This is a genomic window from Streptomyces sp. NPDC048331 (assembly GCF_043201215.1).
GTDB lineage: Bacteria > Actinomycetota > Actinomycetes > Streptomycetales > Streptomycetaceae > Streptomyces.
Genome location: NZ_JBICYT010000049.1, coordinates 1 through 16775 on the forward strand (window position 1 = coordinate 1; position 16775 = coordinate 16775).

Genomic DNA, 16775 nt, shown 5'->3' on the forward strand with positions numbered 1-16775 from the left:
GGCTCGTACCGGACGTACCGCCGTGGTCCGACAACGCGGCGAGGTGCCGTGCCGGGCAGCGCGACCCGGTGAACCTTTCCGGTCACGGCACTAGGCGGGGACGACGGCGCAGCGGCGCAGCAGGTCGTCCAGGGAGAGGCCGAGGGCCGCGGCGAGGGCGGCGACCGTGAAGAAGGCGGGGGTGGGCGCCCGACCGGTCTCGATCTTGCGCAGGGTCTCGGCGGAGAGCCCGGCGCCGGCCGCGATCTCGACCATGCTGCGGTCGCCGCGGGCTTCGCGCAGCAGGACGCCGAGCCGCTCGCCGCGCTCGCGCTCTTCGGGGGTGAGGGGGGTACGGACCATGGCCTCATCCTACCCCGCGCACCAATAACTATCCCGTTATTTTTATACCGGTATAGTTATTGGCATGGTGAAACTGAAGACGGACCGAGAGATCGACGAGATGCGGGCCGCGGGCCGGGTGGTCGCCCGCGCCCTGGCCGCCGTACGGGAGCACGCCGACGTGGGCGTGTCCCTGCTGGACCTGGACCGGGTGGCCCGCGAGGTGCTCCACGAGGCAGGCGCCACCTCGCCCTTCCTCGGCTACCGGCCGCGGTTCGCGCCGGTACCCTTCCCGGCCGTGGTGTGCGTCTCGGTGAACGACGCGATCGTGCACGGCATCCCCGGCGACCACCGGCTGGGCGACGGCGACCTGGTCAGCGTCGACTGCGGGGCGCAGCTCGGCGGCTGGGCCGGGGACGCGGCGGTCAGCTTCACGGTGGGCTCGGCACGCCCCGAGGACCTCCGGCTGATCGAGACGTCGGAGGCGGCCCTCGCCGCCGGGATCGCCGCCGCCGTGCCCGGCAACCGGATCGGCGACATCGCCCACGCGATCGGCTCGACCTGCCGGGCCGCCGGATACGGGGTGCCCGACGGCTTCGGCGGCCACGGCATCGGCCGCACCATGCACGAGGACCCGGGCGTGCCCAACGAGGGCCCGCCGGGAGTCGGGACGAAGCTGCGTCCCGGCCTGGTCCTCGCCATCGAGCCGATGCTGATCGCGGGCGGCACGGACGACTACAGCTGCGACGCGGACGGCTGGACCCTGCGCACCGTCGACGGCAGCCGCGCCGCCCACTCGGAGCACACGGTCGCGATCACCGCCGACGGTCCGCGGATCCTCACCGTCCTCTAGTGCTGTGACGCTACGGCCTCCCGTGCGGGTGGACCACCATCGCCGAGCCGCCGCCCCGGCGGCTGGTCTCGGCCGCCGCCAGCCAGCGGCCGTCCGGCAGCCGCTGCACGCCGGTCGCGGCGCCGATCTCCGGGTTCTGCCGGAAGGCCTGGCCGATCGCCTCCAGCTCCGCGCGCAGCGGGCTGTTCCACAGGCCCGGCTCCAGCTCGGTGGTGGTCTGGTTGCGCTGGCTGGCGCGTGGCGCGGCGATCGCGTCGACCAGGGGCAGCCCCCGGTCCAGGTGGCCGATCAGGGTCTGCAGCACGGTGGTGATGATGGTGGCGCCGCCCGGGGAGCCCACCGCGAGCACCGGACGGCCGTCCTCCAGCACGATCGTCGGGGCCATGGAGGAGCGCGGCCGCTTGCCGGGGCCGGGCAGGTTCGGGTCGGGGACCCCGGGTGCGGCCGGGGCGAAGGAGAAGTCGGTCAGCTCGTTGTTGAGCAGGAAGCCGCGGCCCGGGACGGTGATCGCGCTGCCGCCGGTGGACTCGATGGTCAGGGTGTAGGAGACCACGTTGCCCCAGCGGTCGGCGGCCGTCAGGTGGGTGGTGTTCTCCCCTTCGTACGTGGTCGGGGCGGCCCGGCCGGAGCCGCCGCAGGCCGCCGGACGGCGTGGGTCACCGGGGGCGAGCGGGCTGGTCAGCGTGCGGTCGGGCGAGATCAGGCAGCCGCGCGAGTCGGCGAACCGCTGCGAGAGCAGCTCGCGCGTCGGCACGTCCACCGCCGCCGGGTCGCCGACCCAGCGGCCCCGGTCGGCGAAGGAGATCCGCGAGGCCTCGATGAAACGGTGCAGGTACTGCGTCTCGGACAGCTTCGAGAGGTCGGTCCGCTCCAGGATGTTCAGTGCCTCGCCGACGGTGGTGCCGCCGGAGGAGGAGGGCGCCATGCTGTAGACGTCCAACCCCCGGTAGCCCACCCGGGTGGGGTCCTGCCGTTTGGTGGCGTACGCGCGCAGGTCGGCGGTGGTCAGATCGCCGGGACGGACGTTGCGGGCGGCCGCCGGGTCCACCGGGGGTGTACGCACGGCCCGGACGATGTCCTCGGCGAGGGGGCCTCGGTAGAGGGCGCCGGTGCCCTTGCGGCCGAGTTCGGCGTAGGTGGCGGCCAGGTCCGGGTTCTTGAAGGTGGAGCCGACCACCGGCAGGGCGCCGCCCGGCAGGAAGAGCTTCGAGGTGGCCGGGAAGTCCTTGAAGCGGTCCTGGTTGAGTTCGGTCTGGGCCCGGAAGGTGCTGTCGACCGTGAAGCCGTCGCGGGCCAGTTTCTCGGCGGGCTTCAGCAGTTTGTCCAGGGGGCGGGTGCCCCAGGCGTCGAGGGCGCTCTTCCAGGTGGCGGGGGTGCCGGGGACCCCGACGCCGAGGCCGCTGGTCTGGCCCTCCGCGAAGGGGATGGGCTGCCCGTTCTCCTGGAAGAGGGTCTCGGTGGCGGTGGCGGGGGCGGTCTCCCGGCCGTCGAGGGTGTGGACGCGGTGCGTGCGGGCGTCGTAGTAGACGAAGTAGCCGCCACCGCCGATGCCCGCCGAGTAGGGCTCGGTCACCCCGAGCGCGGCGGCGGTGGCGATGGCCGCGTCCACGGCGTTGCCGCCGGAACGCAGGACGGCGATGCCCGCGGCGGAGGCGTCGGCGTCGACGCTGGCGACGGCTCCGCCGTGGCCGACGGCGACGGGCACCTTGGCCGGTGGGGCGGTCGTGGTGGGCGGGGCGGCGGCCCCGGTGGAGACGAGCGCTCCGGCGAGGGCGACGAGCGCTAACTGACGTGCGGCGGGAGCACGCATCCGGTTCCTCCGGTCGACGGCATGTCAGGTCTGGTCGGCGCAGCGTAACTTCACCGCACCCCCCGCGTCAGGAGCACCGCCCTGCCGCTACCATCCGCCGCATGAACGACGACGTGCGCAACATCGTGCTCGGGGTGATAGCCACCGCCGTGAGCGGCGGGTTCGGCTGGTTCTCCCGGACCTACCTCTCGCGGCGCGCGCTCCGCCGCAAGCAGGCCTTCTTCGGGCTGCCGACCGGCTCCGACTGCCTGTTCGTGGTCAACCGCCAGGTGGGCGCCAAGGACAATTCGGTGCACCGCAGCGACGCCTTCGCACTGCTGGAGATCTCCGCACTGATCAAGGACTGCGGGGCGAACGTCCAGATCGTCACGCACGACGAGGCCCGCCAGGGCTTCGGCGAACGGGCCGAGTTCTGTGTCGGCGGACCCGCTTCCAACGCCCGCACGACCGCACATCTGACCTCCATGCTGCCGGGTGTGCAGGTCGACGTGGGCCTCGCGTCGGGCCATCCGGATCGCGGTGCCATCCGCATCGGCGAGGAGAGCTACCGCTGGGAGAAGGGGATGGTCGAGTACGTGCTGCTGGCTCGGCTGACGACGCGGCACGGCTCCCGGCCGGTGTTCCTGCTCTCCGGACAGACGGCCAACAGCAACCAGGCCGCCGCCCGTCATCTGGCCAAGCACCATGAGCGGCTGGCCCGCAAGTACGGCCGGGAGCCGTTCTGCCTCCTGCTGAAGGTCATCAACTCCGATGCCTACGGACCGGACGTGGCGGAGCTGGTGGCGGACGTCACCGGGCCGGCCCGGTCACCCGCACCGGCAGCCGTGTGATCCCGTTGATGAAGTTGGACACCAGCCGGCGCGGCGGGCCCGCCAGTTCGGGGACAGGCATGGCCGCGCACCACTCCTCGTAGAGGGTGCGCAGCTGGAGCCGGGCGAAGTGGGCGCCGAGGCAGACGTGCGGGCCGTCGCCGAAGGAGACGTGCGGGTTGGGCGTCCGGGCGAGGTCCAGGCGGCCCGGATCGGCGAAGACGCGCTCGTCGTGGTTGGCGGAGGCGTGGAAGACCACGACCTTGTCCCCGGCGCGGATCCGCTGCCCGGCCAGTTCGGTGTCGACGGCGGCCGTACGGCGGAAGCTGAGCACCGGCGGGTGCACGCGAAGGAGCTCGTCGACGGCCCGGTGGAAGGGGACGGATCCGTCCGCGAGCCGGCGGTAGGCGTCCGGATCCTGGGCCAGGGCGAGCAGGCCGCCGGGGGCGGCGCTGCGTACGGTGTCGTTGCCCGCGACGGTGAGCAGGAAGAAGAACATCTCCAGTTCGGCGGGGTCGAGCCCGGCCTCGGCGAGGGCGGTCATCACGTCGTCGCCGGGGTGGGCGCGCTTGTGGTCGGCCAGTTCGCGGGCGTAGGCGAACATCTCGCCGAGCAGGGCCGGTGAGCGCGGGTTGAGCGGTGCGCCGTCCGGGCCGAGGAGCGGGGCCGGGGCGTCGTCGGGATCCTGGTACCCGATGATCCGTACGGTCCACTCCAGCAGCAGGGCCCGGTCGGCGGCCGGGACCCCCAGCAGGTCGGTGAGGTTCAGCAGCGCGTACTCGTCGGTGACGGCGCGTACGAGATCGGCGGTGCCGTCCTCGGTGTCCCGGCGGGCGGCGGTGAGCAGGGCGCGGGCGCGCTCCCGTACCCGTCCGGCGAAGGCGTCGACGCGGGCGGGGGTGAAGGCGCGGGAGACCAGCCGCCGCAGCCGGCCGTGCTCGGGCGGGTCCTGGTTGAGCATGGTGCGGCGCAGGAACGGCAGGTCGGCGGGATCGGGGTCGCGGATCTGGGTGGCGCCCAGCCAGGAGGAGTAGGTCCGGTGGTCGCGCAGCACGCGGATGACGTCGGTGTGCCGGGTGACGGCCCAGAAACCGGGGCCGGCGGGCCAGCCCTGGATCTCCGGCTCGGCCTGCCAGGCGACGGGATGCCTCTCGCGCAGCAGCCGGTAGCGCTCGTGCGGGATGCCGGAGGCGTAGATGCGGGGGTCGAAGACGTCGGGGACGTCCGCGGCGTGATCCATGGGGTCACCGTGACGGGTGTGCGGCCCCGACCGCAAGGGCGCGGCCGCGAGAGCGCGGGCCTCGCGCGCCGGGGCCGGACCCCGTCAGCGCTTCAGATCGCAGTCGGCGGCGGGAAGGGTGGTGTCGGTGCCGATCAGGATGACCGGGGTGACGGTTTCCGGGACGGCGGAGAGGCCGACGGTGCACACGAGCTGCATCCGGGCCAGAGGCGACAGGTCGGCCACCGGGAACGGCACCCCGACGGTCGTCCCCTGATGCGAGTAGGGGCTCACCGCGAGCTTCTCGTCCTTCTCGGGGGACAGCCGGGGCAGCCCCGTGGTGAGCCCGACCTCGCCGGCCCGGCCACGGGGTCCGCCCAGCAGCAGGCTCACGAGCACCACGGGATTGATGTCGTGGCCCTCGAAGCCGACGATCGGGGACGGGACGAGCCGGTCGCCCTCCTTGGAGAGGAAGTAGACGACGGTGCTGTTGCCTCCGGGGACCTTGACGGTGGCGGCGTGCCCGCTGTCGATCACCCCGGTGCGTTTGATCCCGCAGCCGGTGAGCAGCAGGGCGCAGCCCACCAGCACTGCCGTGGTCGCGGCCGCCCGGGACCGCGTCCTGAGCCGGGTCATCCGCGGGCCTCCAGGGGCATGTCGAGGGTGAAGACCGCGCCGCCGGACGGCCCGTTGGCCGCGTGGAGGGTACCGCCGTGCAGGCGGACGTTCTCCAGGGTGATGGCGAGGCCGAGACCGCTGCCGGCGGAACGGGTCCTCGCCGCGTCGGCCTTGAAGAAGCGGTCGAAGATGTGCGGCAGCACCTCGGGGGCTATGCCGGGGCCGCTGTCGGCGACGTCGATCAGCAGCCGTTCGCCGTCCTCGCCCGGTGCGGTCCGTACGGTGACGCGTACCGGGGCGCCGCCGTGCCTCAGGGCGTTGCCGACGAGGTTGGCGAGGACCACGTCGAAGCGGCGCGGGTCGAGCCGGGCGCGCACGTGGTCCGGCAACTCGGTGACGATGCGGTCGTCGACCCAGTGGCGGCGCTCCAGGGTCTTGCGCACGGCTTCGGCGATGTCCACGTCGTCGAGGTTGAGCTCGGCGGCCCGGGCGTCGAAGCGGGAGATCTCCATCAGGTCCTCGACGAGGACGGCGAGTTTGCCGGTCTCGGCGCTGACCAGGCGCAGGGCCTTGGCGGTGTCGGCGTCGAGGCGTTCGGCGTCCTCGTCGAGGACCTCGGTGACGGCGAGCATCCCGGCGAGGGGGGTGCGCAGTTCGTGGGAGACGTCGGAGGCGAAGCGGCGGGCGCGGACCTCCGCGTCCTGGAGCTCGCGCACGGACTGTTCGAGGGCGCGGGCGGTTTCGTTGAAGGTGCGGGCGAGCCCCGCGAGTTCGTCGGCGCCCCGGACCTCGATCCGGGTGTCGAGGCGGCCGCTGCCGAGGTGCTGGGCGGCCCGGCGCATGTCGCGGACCGGCCGCAGTACGCTGCGGGCGGCCAGCAGCGCGGGTACGACGGCGATGGCCAGACCCGGGACGGCGCCCTGTTTGGCGGCGTCGACCATCGCCTCGACGGTCTGCTTCTCGGTGGAGAGCGGAACGCTGGCGTAGAAGACGGCGCCGGTGGACTCGGTGTAGCCGTTGTGCTCGAAGAGGGCGGGGACGCCGACGGTGAGCCACGGGTTGCCGCGCTGGTCCTCGACCCGTTGGAAGGCGGTGTAGTCGTTGCGCCGGACCTTCTCGCGCAGGTTGTCGGTGATCACGCTGGAGGTCGGTGTGTCGGGGTTGGTGGAGACCCGTACGCTGCCGTACTCGCCGAAGATGATCCACGGGTGCGGTTTGCCGCGCTTGCCGAGGTCGATGACGATGCGTTGGAGTTCCGTCTGATCCAGCGGGAGCCGGAACTCCTGCTGCTCGATCTGGTCCCGCAGGGTGCTGACGGCGGTGTCCTGGGTCTGTTTGAGGATCGCGTTGCGCGCCTGCTGGTAGGTGAGGGCGGCGGTGGTCACCGCGCTGATCGCGGCGACCAGGAGGAAGGCCGCGATCAACCGGGTGCGCAGGCCCAACGGCGCTATACGTCGCACGGTCGCCTACAGGGGACCGAAGCGGTAGCCGAAGCCGCGCACGGTCTGTATGTAGCGGGGGCTCGCGTCGGGGTTCTCGACCTTGGTGCGCAGCCGGCGGACGCAGGCGTCCACGAGCCGGGCGTCGGCGTGGTAGCTGTGGTCCCAGACGTACTCGAGGAGTTGCTGGCGGGAGAAGACCTGCTCGGGCGAGGCCGACAGGTGCAGCAGGAGCTTGATCTCGCTGGGGGCGAGGGGGACGCGCTCGCCGTTCTTCGCCACGCTCAGTCCGGCGCGGTCGATGCTCAACTCGCCGTGGTGCTCGACTCCCGGACGGCTGCCCACGGGGTCGTTGAGCCGGCGTAGGACGGCCTTGATGCGTGCCTCGATGACCTCGGTGCGGGCGGGTTTGACGATGTAGTCGTCGGCGCCGGCCTCCAGGCCGACGACGATGTCGAAGTCGTCGCCGCGTGCGGTGAGCATGATGATCGGGACCTGGCTGGTCTCTCGGATGCGGCGGCAGACCTGGACTCCGTTGATGCCCGGCAGCATCAGGTCGAGCAGGACGAGCTCGGGGCGGAAGCCTCCCATCAGCGCCAGCCCTTCCTCGCCGGTCTCGGCGGAACTCACGTCGTGGCCCCGGCGGCGCAGGCCGAGGCCGACCCCCTCGCGGATGGAAGGGTCGTCCTCGATCAGCAGTACGCGTGGCATCCGGTCAGTATCCCAAAGGTGGTGCGGGGGCCGTCCTCCCGCTACCGGCCGGTCTTGCGCCGCAGGGAGTCCAGCATGTCGGTGATCTCGGTCAGGCGCAGCGGCCCGGCGAGGACGACGACGACGAGCGCCAGCGTGACGGTTCCCGCCCCGACCGCGGCGAGGTCGCCGAACCGCTCGGTGGCGCGGGCGGCCGCGTACGCGGCGGCGGCGGCCGGTGCGCAGGCGGCCAGGAGCCTTAGGTGGGTCCGTAGGGCGGTGGCGCGCCGCTGCGTACGGGTGCCCGCGCGCGGGCCGAGCCGTCGGGTGAGGGTGTGGGCGGTGACGGCGGCGCCCGCGAGGAAGGCGACGGAGGAGGCGGCGGCCATGCCGGTGACGGCCCAGCGCGGGGACAGCAGGAAGTAGGCGGCGGCGGACAGTCCGGCGGTGAGCGCGGCGATGACCAGGTTCAGGAAGAAGGGGGTCCGGGTGTCGGACAGGGCGTAGAAGCCGCGTGAGAGGACGTACTGGGCGGAGTAGGCGATCAGGCCGGGTGCGAAGGCGATGAGCATGCCCGCCATGACCTCGATGTCGGCGGCGTCGGTGCGGCCGTACTCGAAGACGCTGCCCATCACCCAGGGGGCGAGGGCGGCGAAGAGTGCGGCGGCGGGCACGACGAGGGCGGCGCTGGAGCGCAGCACGTAGGAGATGTCACGGCGCACGGCGGAGAGGTCGCCGTCGGTGGCGGCCGCGCTCATCCGTGGCATGAGGGCGGTCACGAGGGAGACGGTGATGATGCCCTGCGGGACGACCCACAGCTGGTAGGCGTTGGTGTAGGCGATGTAGCCGGCGCCGCCCGCGAGGCCGGCGTCCACGGCGTGCCGTCCGGTGGTGATGGAGAGCCGGGTGACGACCCAGTAGGCGATCTGGTTGGTGAGGACGAGCATGATCAGCCAGCCCGCGTTGCGCAGGGGCCGGCCGAGGCCGCTGCCGCGCCAGTCGAAGCGGGGGCGCCAGCGGAAGCGTGCGGCACGCAGCGAGGGGACGAGGGCGAGGGCCTGGATGACGATGCCGAGGGTGGTGCCGAGACCCAGGAGCCGCGTCTCGTCGGCGGTGAGGCCGTTCGCCCCGTCGTGGGAGAGGTGGAGGAAGAGCCCGAAGACGCTGATGATGACGACGTTGTTGAGGACCGGGGTCCACATCATCGCGCCGAACCGGCCGCGGGCGTTCAGTACCTGCCCGAGCAGGGTGAAGAGCCCGTAGAAGAGGATCTGCGGCAGGCAGTACCGGGCGAGGGCCACGGTGGTGCTCGCCTGTGCCCCGTCGTAGTCGGTGTACACCGAGACGATCAGTGGGGCGGCGAGGACCGCGACGGCGGTGAGCGCCACCAGGGCGGCGGTGCAGGCGGTGAGCAACCGGTCGGTGTAGGCGGATCCGCCGTCCGCGTGCTCCTTGGCGGCCCGGACGAGCTCGGGTACGAAGACGGCGTTGAGCGCGCCGCCGATGAGCAGCATGTAGATGATGTTCGGGACCGTGTTGGCGGCGGTGTAGCTGTCGCCGAGGAACTCGGCGCCCAGCGCCGCGGCGACGACGGCGGAGCGGATGAAGCCGGTGGCACGGGAGACGATGGAGCCGGCCGCCATGAGCGCGCCGCTGCGCAGCACCGAGGTCTTCCCCGATGGCGCGCCGGTGCTCGCGCCGGTGCTCGCCGGGGCGGCTTCGGCTCGGGTGGCGCTGTCGGTGTCGGTGGCCGTCACCGGCGGGCCAGATAGGCCTGGAACGCCTTGTAGAGCGCCGTGTTGGCGACTCCGTCCATCGGTTTCTCCCACTCTCCCAGCGTCTCGACGACCTGCCCGCCGGTGCCGAGCTTCCAGCGCAGCAGCCCGTAGGAACGCGCCGAGGGGTCAAGGGTGGAGGGTACCCCGCGCATGTCGTACTCCTCCGCGCCGAGGGCGTGGGCATCGCAGATCATGCGCCATTGCAGGGCGTTGCTGGGGCGTACCTCGCGGCGGTGGTCGGCGGAGGCGCCGGTCTGGTACCAGACCCGCTTCCCGGCGGTGATCATCGTGTGGGCGGCGAGGATCTCGCCCTGGTGGACGCCCAGGTAGAGCCGCATGCGGCCGGGCGCCTCCTCGTTGAGGACCTGGTACTGCTGCTCGTAGTAGGCGAGGGAGCGGCCGAGCCGGAAGCCGTCGCGTTCCTCGGTGATGCGCAGCAGGCGGTAGAACTCCGGGAGGTCGGCGGCGGTGCCGATGATCGTCTCCACGCCGGACTTGGTGGCCTTGCGCACGTTGCGGCGCCATTCCTGGTTGAGGCTCGCCCACACGTCGTCGAGGGTGCGGCCGGCCAGGGGCACGCGGAAGACGTGGCGGGGCTGGGCGTCGCCGTCGTCCTCGCCGCCGCATCGCGTCCAGCCGCGGGTGCGCAGCCGGTCGGCGAGTGCGGCGCCCACCGGGTCGACCTCGGTGGCGAGGACGTCGGATATCTGCCGGCCGGGCCCGGAGGCGGACTTGGCGGTGGCCGCGTCCCAGCGGCGGTAGGCGGGGGTGGGGCCGATGCGGACGGCGAAGGCGCCGGAGGAGCGCAGGTGGCGCATGAGCGGGGTCAGCCAGCGGTCGATGTGCGGGTCGGACCAGTCGGCGACGGGCCCCTCGGGGAGGTAGGCGAAGTATTTGCGGGTCCCGGGAAATTGCCGATAGAGAACGAGACCGGCACCCTGAATCCGTCCGTCCGGATAGTGCCAACCGACCCTTTCCGAGCGCCAGAGGTCCTTTACCCGGGCCCAGGAGGGGTACTGGAGAAAGCTCGCCCCGCCGTCGCGGGAAAGGAACGCCTGGTATTCGGAGACGGACAGGGCACGCACGCGGAGCTCCCGGTCCTGGTCATGGTCCTGCTGGGCGGGGGTCACGAGCAGTGCGCACACGGCAGACGGCCTTCCTGTCGTCCTGACGGTCTCTCACAGGACTTTCACAGTCGCCCGTGACCGCTGTGCGCGGCGATTGTGACCGGACGATGACCGTTTCGCTGCGGTCGACGTCACAAGAGAAAGGACGAGGTTTTCCCCCGATCGCGGAACCTAAAGTCGGGTCGTTGGCATCTCCTTTTGCGAACGTCACTCCCCACCGCTCCTGGAAAGGGCCCTTCGTTGAGCCGTATACGCCGCACCGCCATGGCGGGCACCGCACTTCTGGCCGCCTCGCTCACCGCCTGCACGGGCGCGAGCGACGGCGGCGGCGACGACAAGGGCAAGGCCGAGCCGCAGAAGCCGAAGACGGCCATGGCGGTCTCGGTGAACCTCACCGGGGATCAGGTCAAGGCGGGCCAGCCGGTGGTGGTGACCGTCGCGGAGGGCAAGCTGGCGCAGGTGAAGGTGACCGACGCCAAGGGCACGGAGCTGCCGGGGAAGATATCCGACGACGGGAAGACCTGGACCTCGGAGCGCAACGCCCCGCCCGGTGCGGAGTACAAGGTCGAGGCGCAGAACACCGACAGCCAGAGCGCCGCCACCCAGTTCAGGACCAGCGCCGCCGACAAGGTGAACAAGGTCTCGATCAACATCTCCAAGGGCAGCACGGTGGGCGTGGCCATGCCCGTGTCCCTGGTCTTCGACAACCCGGTGACGAACAAGGCCGAGGTCGAGAAGCAGCTCAAGGTCACCGCCTCGGACAACACCGAGGGCTCGTGGGGTTGGCTGAAGGACTACGACGGCAAGGACCGCGTGGACTGGCGGCCGAAGGACTACTGGAAGTCCGGCACGGACGTGAAGGTCGAGATGCACCTGAACGGTGTGGACTCCGGCAAGGGCGGTGGGCTGTTCGCCCGCGACTACAACACCGAGTTCAAGATCGGTAAGGATCGCCGGATCCAGGTCAGCCTCGACAGCAAGAAGATGACGGTGACCGAGAACGGTCAGGCGCAGAAGGCGGTCCCGATCTCGGCCGGTACGCCGGGCGGCAAGAAGGCGTCGTGGTCCGGGAAGATGGTGATCATGACGAAGGAGGGCACCATCCGGATGGATTCCCAGACGGTGGGCCTCGACAACGCCTACGACAAGATGGTCGATTACTCGATGCGGCTGACCTGGTCCGGCATGTACGCGCACGCCGCCCCCTGGAACTCCGGCAACTTCGGCCGCGCCAACAGCAGTTCCGGCTGCGTGGGGATGAGCGACGCCGACGCGAAGGAGTTCTTCGGGCAGTCGCAGGTCGGCGACCTCTTCGAGGTGGTCGGCGAGGGCTCGAAGGGCCAGGCGGAGCTGGGCAACGGCTACGGCGAGTGGAACCTGTCGTGGGACCAGTGGAAGGCCAAGAGCGCCCTGTCCGGCACGCCGCAGAACGGCTGACGGCCGGCGGGCCGACGCGCGGCCCGCGCGGGCCCCTCGCACGCCCGCCCGGACCCGTACCGCGGCCGGTCCGCCGCCGGTCCACCGTAATCGCCCAATTGTTACCAGCACGTAACTTACTCACGGGTTACTTTCGGTAACACGCTCCCGTTACCGTCGGGTCACTTTGACAACAACCCCGGCGTACACGAGGAGCGAGAGATGCGACGCACCACCACCGCCGCGGCCATGGCGACCGTGTTGGCGGCAGCCACCCTGGGCCTGGCCCCCCACCAGGCCCAGGCGGCGCCCGCCACCACCGCGGCAGCCGCCGCCGACGCCTCGTCGCAGGTGCGCTTCCACGACATCCCGGGCTCCGGCGGAATCACCCTCAAAGGCAACGTCTTCACCCCGGCCGGGGCCGAGAGCGGCCGCACCTACCCGCTGATCGTGCTGCCCACCAGCTGGGGCCTGCCCCAGGTCGAGTACATCGCCCAGGCCAAGAAGCTCGCGGACTCCGGCTACGTCGTGGTCAGTTACACCTCGCGCGGCTTCTGGCTGTCCGGCGGCAACATCGAGGTGGCCGGCCCGCCGGACATCGCCGACGTCAGCGCCGTCATCGACTGGGCCCTCGCCAACTCCCCCGCCGACGCGGACCGCATCGGCCTCGGCGGGGTCTCGTACGCCGCCGGCATCACCCTGCTGGCCGCCGCCCACGACCCGCGCGTCAAGGCCGTGGTCGCGATGAGCGGCTGGGCCGACCTGATCGAGTCCATCTACTCCGGTCGCACCCAGCACGTCCAGGCCGCCGCGATGCTCGGCGCCGCCGGATACCTCACCGGCCGTCCCGGACCCGAACTGAAGACGCTGCTCGGCAACTTCCTCGGCTCCCGGCTGGACCGGGAGCAGGAGATGATCGAGTGGGGCAGGCGGCGTTCGCCCTCCGAGCAGGTGGACCGGATCAACGCCAACGGCGCCGCGATCATGCTCGGCAACGCCTGGGGCGACACCATCTTCCCGCCCAACCAGTACGCGAAGTTCTACGAGCGGCTGACCGGCCCCAAGCGTCTGGAGTTCCGGCCCGGGGACCACGCCACCGCCGAGGGCACCGGCCTGCTCGGGTTGCCCAACGACACCTGGACCAACGCGCACCGCTGGTTCGACCGCTACCTCAAGGGCGAGCGCAACGGCGTCGACACCGAGGCCCCGGTGCAGATCAAGTCCCGTAGCGACGACGGGTACGAGGGCTACGCCGACTGGAAGTCGGTCGGCGCCGGGGGCACCGAGAAACTCGCCCTGTCCGACAACGAGCACCTCTTCGCCAATGTCGACTCCGGCGCCAACGGCGGCATCCTCCTGTTGTCCAGCGCCCTCGACCAGTTCGTGAAGGCGCCGCCGATCGCCTCGATCCCGCTCCTCCCCCGGGCCTTCGCGGCCGTCTGGCAGTCGGAGCGCTACGACCGGGCGCGCCGGATCCGCGGCACCGCGAAGCTGCACACCACCGTCACCCCCACCAAGGGCGACGGCACCTTCGTCGCGTACCTCTACGACGTCGGCCCGCTCGGCATCGGCAAGCTCGTCAGCAACGCCCCGTACACCTTCCACGGCAAGGCCCCCGGCCAGGCCTTCGGCGTGGACCTGGAGCTGTTCTCCACCGCCTACGACGTCCCCGCGGGCCACCGGCTCGCCCTCCTCGTCGACACCGTCGACCCGCTCTACATCGAACACAACCCCCTCGGCGCGCAGTTGACCTTCTCCTCCCCGCGCACCGATCCCAGCTACGTGTCGGTGCCGCTGCGCGAGCGGTGATCCACGCCGCTGCCGGGCCCGGGCCGCCCGGCAGCGACCGCCGCGGCGCCCGGCGCCGTCAGTGCTTGAGGATCTTGGAGAGGAAGTCCTTGGCCCGGTCGCTCTCCGGGGCGGTGAAGAACTGCTCCGGGGTGCGGTCCTCGATGATCCGCCCGTCGGCCATGAAGACCACGCGGTTCGCGGCGGAGCGGGCGAAGCCCATCTCGTGGGTGACCACGACCATGGTCATGCCCTCGCGGGCGAGCTGCCGCATGACCTCCAGCACCTCGTTGATCATCTCCGGGTCGAGCGCCGAGGTGGGCTCGTCGAAGAGCAGGGCCTTGGGGCTCATGGCGAGGGCGCGGGCGATGGCCACGCGCTGCTGCTGACCGCCGGAGAGCTGGGCCGGGAACTTCTCGGCCTGGTCGGCCAGGCCCACCCGCTCCAGGAGCTCCCGGGAGCGCCGGTCCGCCTCGCCGCGCTTTCGGCCGCGGACCTTGACCTGGGCGAGCGAGACATTGGCGAGGACCGTCTTGTGCGCGAACAGGTTGAAGGACTGGAAGACCATCCCCACCTCGGCGCGCAGCCGGGCCAGCTCCTTGCCCTCGGCGGGCAGCGCCTCCCCGTCGATCAGGATCGTGCCGGACTCCACGGTCTCCAGCCGGTTGATCGCCCGACACAGGGTGGACTTCCCGGAGCCGGAGGGGCCGATGACCACCACCACCTCCCCGCGGCCGACGGTGAGGTTGATGTCCCGCAGTACGTGCAGGGCACCGAAGTGCTTGTTGACGTCCCGCAGCTCGATCAACGGTTCGACGGCCATGTGCTGCCCTGCCCACTTGTCGGAGTCGGCCCCGGTGTGCCGAGGTCAGCGCAAACTATCCAGGCGCGGAAGGGCACTTCGCACGGTAAGGGGAACACGACACGCCGGAACGTCAACCCTCGGAGGCCTCCGCGTACGCCTGGCTGAGCTCGGGCGATCCGGTCATCGCCCAGGACACGCCCGACTCGATCACGTTCAGCTCCCGGCCCGAGGCCAGCCGGATCACCGGCTGGCCGTTGGGCCACACCAGCCAGGCCGCTCCCGGAACGGTCCGGATGATCACGGTCCCGAGGTAGAAGCCGGCGTCGTTGCCGAGCCAGGGCACCGCCTCGGGGTCCCGTCGCCAGCGCGGCATCAGCTGGTCCAGGGCCTCCAACGAGGCCTGGCTCTCATCGAGTTCGAGCCCGGCCGCCCGCGCCTGGACCCGCAGCATCTCGCACTCCGAGAACAACTCGGCGACGCCCTCGGGGTCGTCCGCGAGGGCGACGGCGAGTCCCGCACCCTGTTCCGTCTCGCGTCGGCTGAGCCAGTTGCCCAGGAAAGGGATGTTCATACCGCCCAGCGTCGCACCAGGATCCGCCGCTGACCACAGGGCGCGCCTGGATCCGTCGGTCCACACATCCTCAGACGCCGAGGTCCAGGTCCACGACGACGGGCGCGTGGTCGGAGGCGCCCTTGCCCTTGCGCTCCTCGCGGTCGACGTAGGAGTCGGTGACGGCCTTGGTGAAGGGCTCGTTCCCGTAGACCAGGTCGATGCGCATGCCCTTGTTCTTGGGGAAGGCGAGCATCCGGTAGTCCCAGAAGGTGTAGGGACGGTCGTACTTCAGCGCGCGCGGGAACACGTCCGAGAGGCCGGCGGCGCGCAGCGCCTCCAGGGCGGCCCGCTCGGCGGGGGTGACGTGGGTGAGGCCCGCGAAGACGGCCGGGTCGTAGACGTCCTCGTCGGTCGGGGCCACATTGAAGTCGCCGAGGACGGCGAAGGGGCGCGGACCGGCCGCGTCCTCGGCGACGGCCGTGGCCAGGGAGCGGAACCAGTCCAGCTTGTAGCCGTAGTGGTCGTGCTCGACCTCGCGCCCGTTCGGCACGTACACGGACCAGACCCGGACCCCGCCGCAGGTGGCGGAGATCGCGCGGGGCTCCTGGACGCCCTCGTAGTCGGGCCCGCCGGGCAGTCCGAGGACCACGTCGTCCAGGCCGACCTTGGAGAGCAGGGCCACGCCGTTCCAGCGGCCGGTGGCGTTGACCGCCGATTCGTAGCCCAGCTCGCGCAGCGCGTCGTGCGGGAACTGCTCCGCCGAGCACTTGGTCTCCTGGACGCACAGGACATCCGTGCCGGAACTCTCCAGCCAGGCCAGCAGGCGCGGCAGCCGGGCGGTGATGGAGTTGACGTTGTAGGTGGCGATACGCATACGTGCCAACCTACCGCCCGGCACCGACAGTCACAGTTCGGCGGAGTCCCCCGCGGTGAGTCGCCCGTGGTCGGTGCCTCCGAGGGCGGCCAGGGCGCCGTCGTAGATCGGCCGGGCGATGTCGGAGAGGTAGGCGTCGTGGATGTCGAGGGCCCGGCGCGGCTTGACCTCGCGCAGGTAGTCGATCACCTCGGAGACCTTGTTCCAGGGGGCGTGCACCGGGACCATCAGCGTGTCGACGGGGACTCCGGGCACGGTCAGCGCGTCCCCGGGGTGGAAGAGGGAACCTTCCACGAGGTAGCCGACGTTCGTGACGCGCGGGATGTCCGGGTGGATCACCGCGTGCAGCTCCCCGTGCACCTGGACCTCGAACCCGGCCGCGGTGAAGGTGTCACCGTGACCGACGGTGTGCACCCGGCCCGGATAGGCGGCGGCGAGCTTCTCGGCGACGCTGCGCAGGGTCCACAGTTCCACCGCCGGATCGGCGTCGAGGGCGGCCCGCAGCCGGCCCTCCTCGAAGTGGTCGGGGTGTTCGTGCGTGACCAGCAGGGCGTCCGCCCCCAGGCCCGCGTCCGGTTCGCTGAAAGCGCCCGGGTCGATGACGAGCGTACGCCCGTCCTTCTCCAACTGGACGCAGGAATGCAGCCGCTTGGTGAGCTTCATGATCCCAGGCTA

The 16775-nt window shown here is 71.5% G+C and carries 16 protein-coding genes; 4 read left to right on the forward strand and 12 right to left on the reverse strand.

Annotated elements, in window-relative coordinates; translation table 11 throughout:
* Positions 1-90: 90 nt before the first annotated feature.
* The gene (locus ACGFYY_RS37405) at positions 91-342 is read right to left on the reverse strand and encodes a helix-turn-helix domain-containing protein (protein ID WP_365275508.1); all 252 of its coding nucleotides are present in this window, start codon (positions 340-342) and stop codon (positions 91-93) included.
* A 64-nt stretch (positions 343-406) separates the two neighbouring features.
* Between ACGFYY_RS37405 and map the strand changes: the two genes are divergently transcribed.
* Positions 407-1174, forward strand: a complete 768-nt coding sequence (map, locus tag ACGFYY_RS37410) for a type I methionyl aminopeptidase (protein ID WP_365275506.1) — start codon at positions 407-409, stop codon at positions 1172-1174.
* Positions 1175-1184: 10 nt separating this feature from the next.
* On the opposite strand, the gene ggt is transcribed toward map, so the two are convergent.
* The gene (gene ggt, locus ACGFYY_RS37415) at positions 1185-2984 is read right to left on the reverse strand and encodes a gamma-glutamyltransferase (protein ID WP_393716483.1); all 1800 of its coding nucleotides are present in this window, start codon (positions 2982-2984) and stop codon (positions 1185-1187) included.
* A 101-nt stretch (positions 2985-3085) separates the two neighbouring features.
* On the opposite strand from ggt, the gene ACGFYY_RS37420 reads away from it, so the two are divergent.
* Positions 3086-3814: a hypothetical protein gene (locus ACGFYY_RS37420; protein ID WP_393716485.1), complete on the forward strand. Its 729-nt coding sequence runs from the start codon at positions 3086-3088 to the stop codon at positions 3812-3814.
* On the opposite strand, the gene ACGFYY_RS37425 is transcribed toward ACGFYY_RS37420, so the two are convergent.
* From ACGFYY_RS37425 to ACGFYY_RS37450, 6 genes are all read right to left on the reverse strand, one after another.
* A complete protein-coding gene (locus ACGFYY_RS37425) occupies positions 3774-5033 on the reverse strand; it encodes a cytochrome P450 (protein ID WP_393716487.1) in 1260 nt (419 codons plus the stop codon). The genes ACGFYY_RS37420 and ACGFYY_RS37425 overlap by 41 nt on opposite strands.
* Positions 5034-5117: 84 nt before the next feature.
* Complete coding sequence (locus tag ACGFYY_RS37430; protein WP_393716489.1) at positions 5118-5648, reverse strand: hypothetical protein; 531 nt, start codon at positions 5646-5648, stop codon at positions 5118-5120.
* Positions 5645-7090, reverse strand: coding sequence for an ATP-binding protein (locus tag ACGFYY_RS37435; RefSeq protein ID WP_393716491.1), 1446 nt, complete (start codon positions 7088-7090; stop codon positions 5645-5647). The genes ACGFYY_RS37430 and ACGFYY_RS37435 overlap by 4 nt, the downstream gene beginning before the upstream one ends.
* 6 nt (positions 7091-7096) lie before the next feature.
* The gene (locus ACGFYY_RS37440) at positions 7097-7780 is read right to left on the reverse strand and encodes a response regulator transcription factor (protein ID WP_365275488.1); all 684 of its coding nucleotides are present in this window, start codon (positions 7778-7780) and stop codon (positions 7097-7099) included.
* A gap of 41 nt (positions 7781-7821) precedes the next feature.
* Entirely contained in the window at positions 7822-9516 is a 1695-nt protein-coding gene (gene murJ, locus ACGFYY_RS37445) for a murein biosynthesis integral membrane protein MurJ (protein ID WP_393716493.1), read from the reverse strand.
* The gene (locus tag ACGFYY_RS37450; protein ID WP_365275485.1) at positions 9513-10682 is read right to left on the reverse strand and encodes a peptidoglycan bridge formation glycyltransferase FemA/FemB family protein; all 1170 of its coding nucleotides are present in this window, start codon (positions 10680-10682) and stop codon (positions 9513-9515) included. Before ACGFYY_RS37450 ends, murJ begins: the two co-directional genes overlap by 4 nt.
* Before the next feature lie 246 nt (positions 10683-10928).
* Here ACGFYY_RS37450 and ACGFYY_RS37455 point away from each other — a divergent pair, with 246 nt between their 5' ends.
* A complete protein-coding gene (locus ACGFYY_RS37455) occupies positions 10929-12101 on the forward strand; it encodes an Ig-like domain-containing protein (protein ID WP_365275517.1) in 1173 nt (390 codons plus the stop codon).
* Between the two features lie 228 nt (positions 12102-12329).
* Positions 12330-13889 carry a CocE/NonD family hydrolase gene (locus tag ACGFYY_RS37460; RefSeq protein ID WP_393716541.1) on the forward strand — a complete coding sequence of 520 codons (1560 nt, stop codon included), beginning with the start codon at positions 12330-12332 and terminating at the stop codon, positions 13887-13889.
* Positions 13890-13947: 58 nt separating this feature from the next.
* On the opposite strand, the gene ACGFYY_RS37465 is transcribed toward ACGFYY_RS37460, so the two are convergent.
* The 4 genes from ACGFYY_RS37465 to ACGFYY_RS37480 form a co-directional block, all read right to left on the reverse strand.
* Positions 13948-14691 carry an amino acid ABC transporter ATP-binding protein gene (locus tag ACGFYY_RS37465; RefSeq protein WP_189740706.1) on the reverse strand — a complete coding sequence of 248 codons (744 nt, stop codon included), beginning with the start codon at positions 14689-14691 and terminating at the stop codon, positions 13948-13950.
* Positions 14692-14803: 112 nt separating this feature from the next.
* Complete coding sequence (locus ACGFYY_RS37470) at positions 14804-15244, reverse strand: DUF6278 family protein (RefSeq protein WP_365275479.1); 441 nt, start codon at positions 15242-15244, stop codon at positions 14804-14806.
* A gap of 70 nt (positions 15245-15314) precedes the next feature.
* Complete coding sequence (locus ACGFYY_RS37475) at positions 15315-16100, reverse strand: exodeoxyribonuclease III (RefSeq protein WP_365275477.1); 786 nt, start codon at positions 16098-16100, stop codon at positions 15315-15317.
* A gap of 30 nt (positions 16101-16130) precedes the next feature.
* Positions 16131-16763: an MBL fold metallo-hydrolase gene (locus tag ACGFYY_RS37480; protein WP_393716497.1), complete on the reverse strand. Its 633-nt coding sequence runs from the start codon at positions 16761-16763 to the stop codon at positions 16131-16133.
* Positions 16764-16775: the final 12 nt, after the last annotated feature.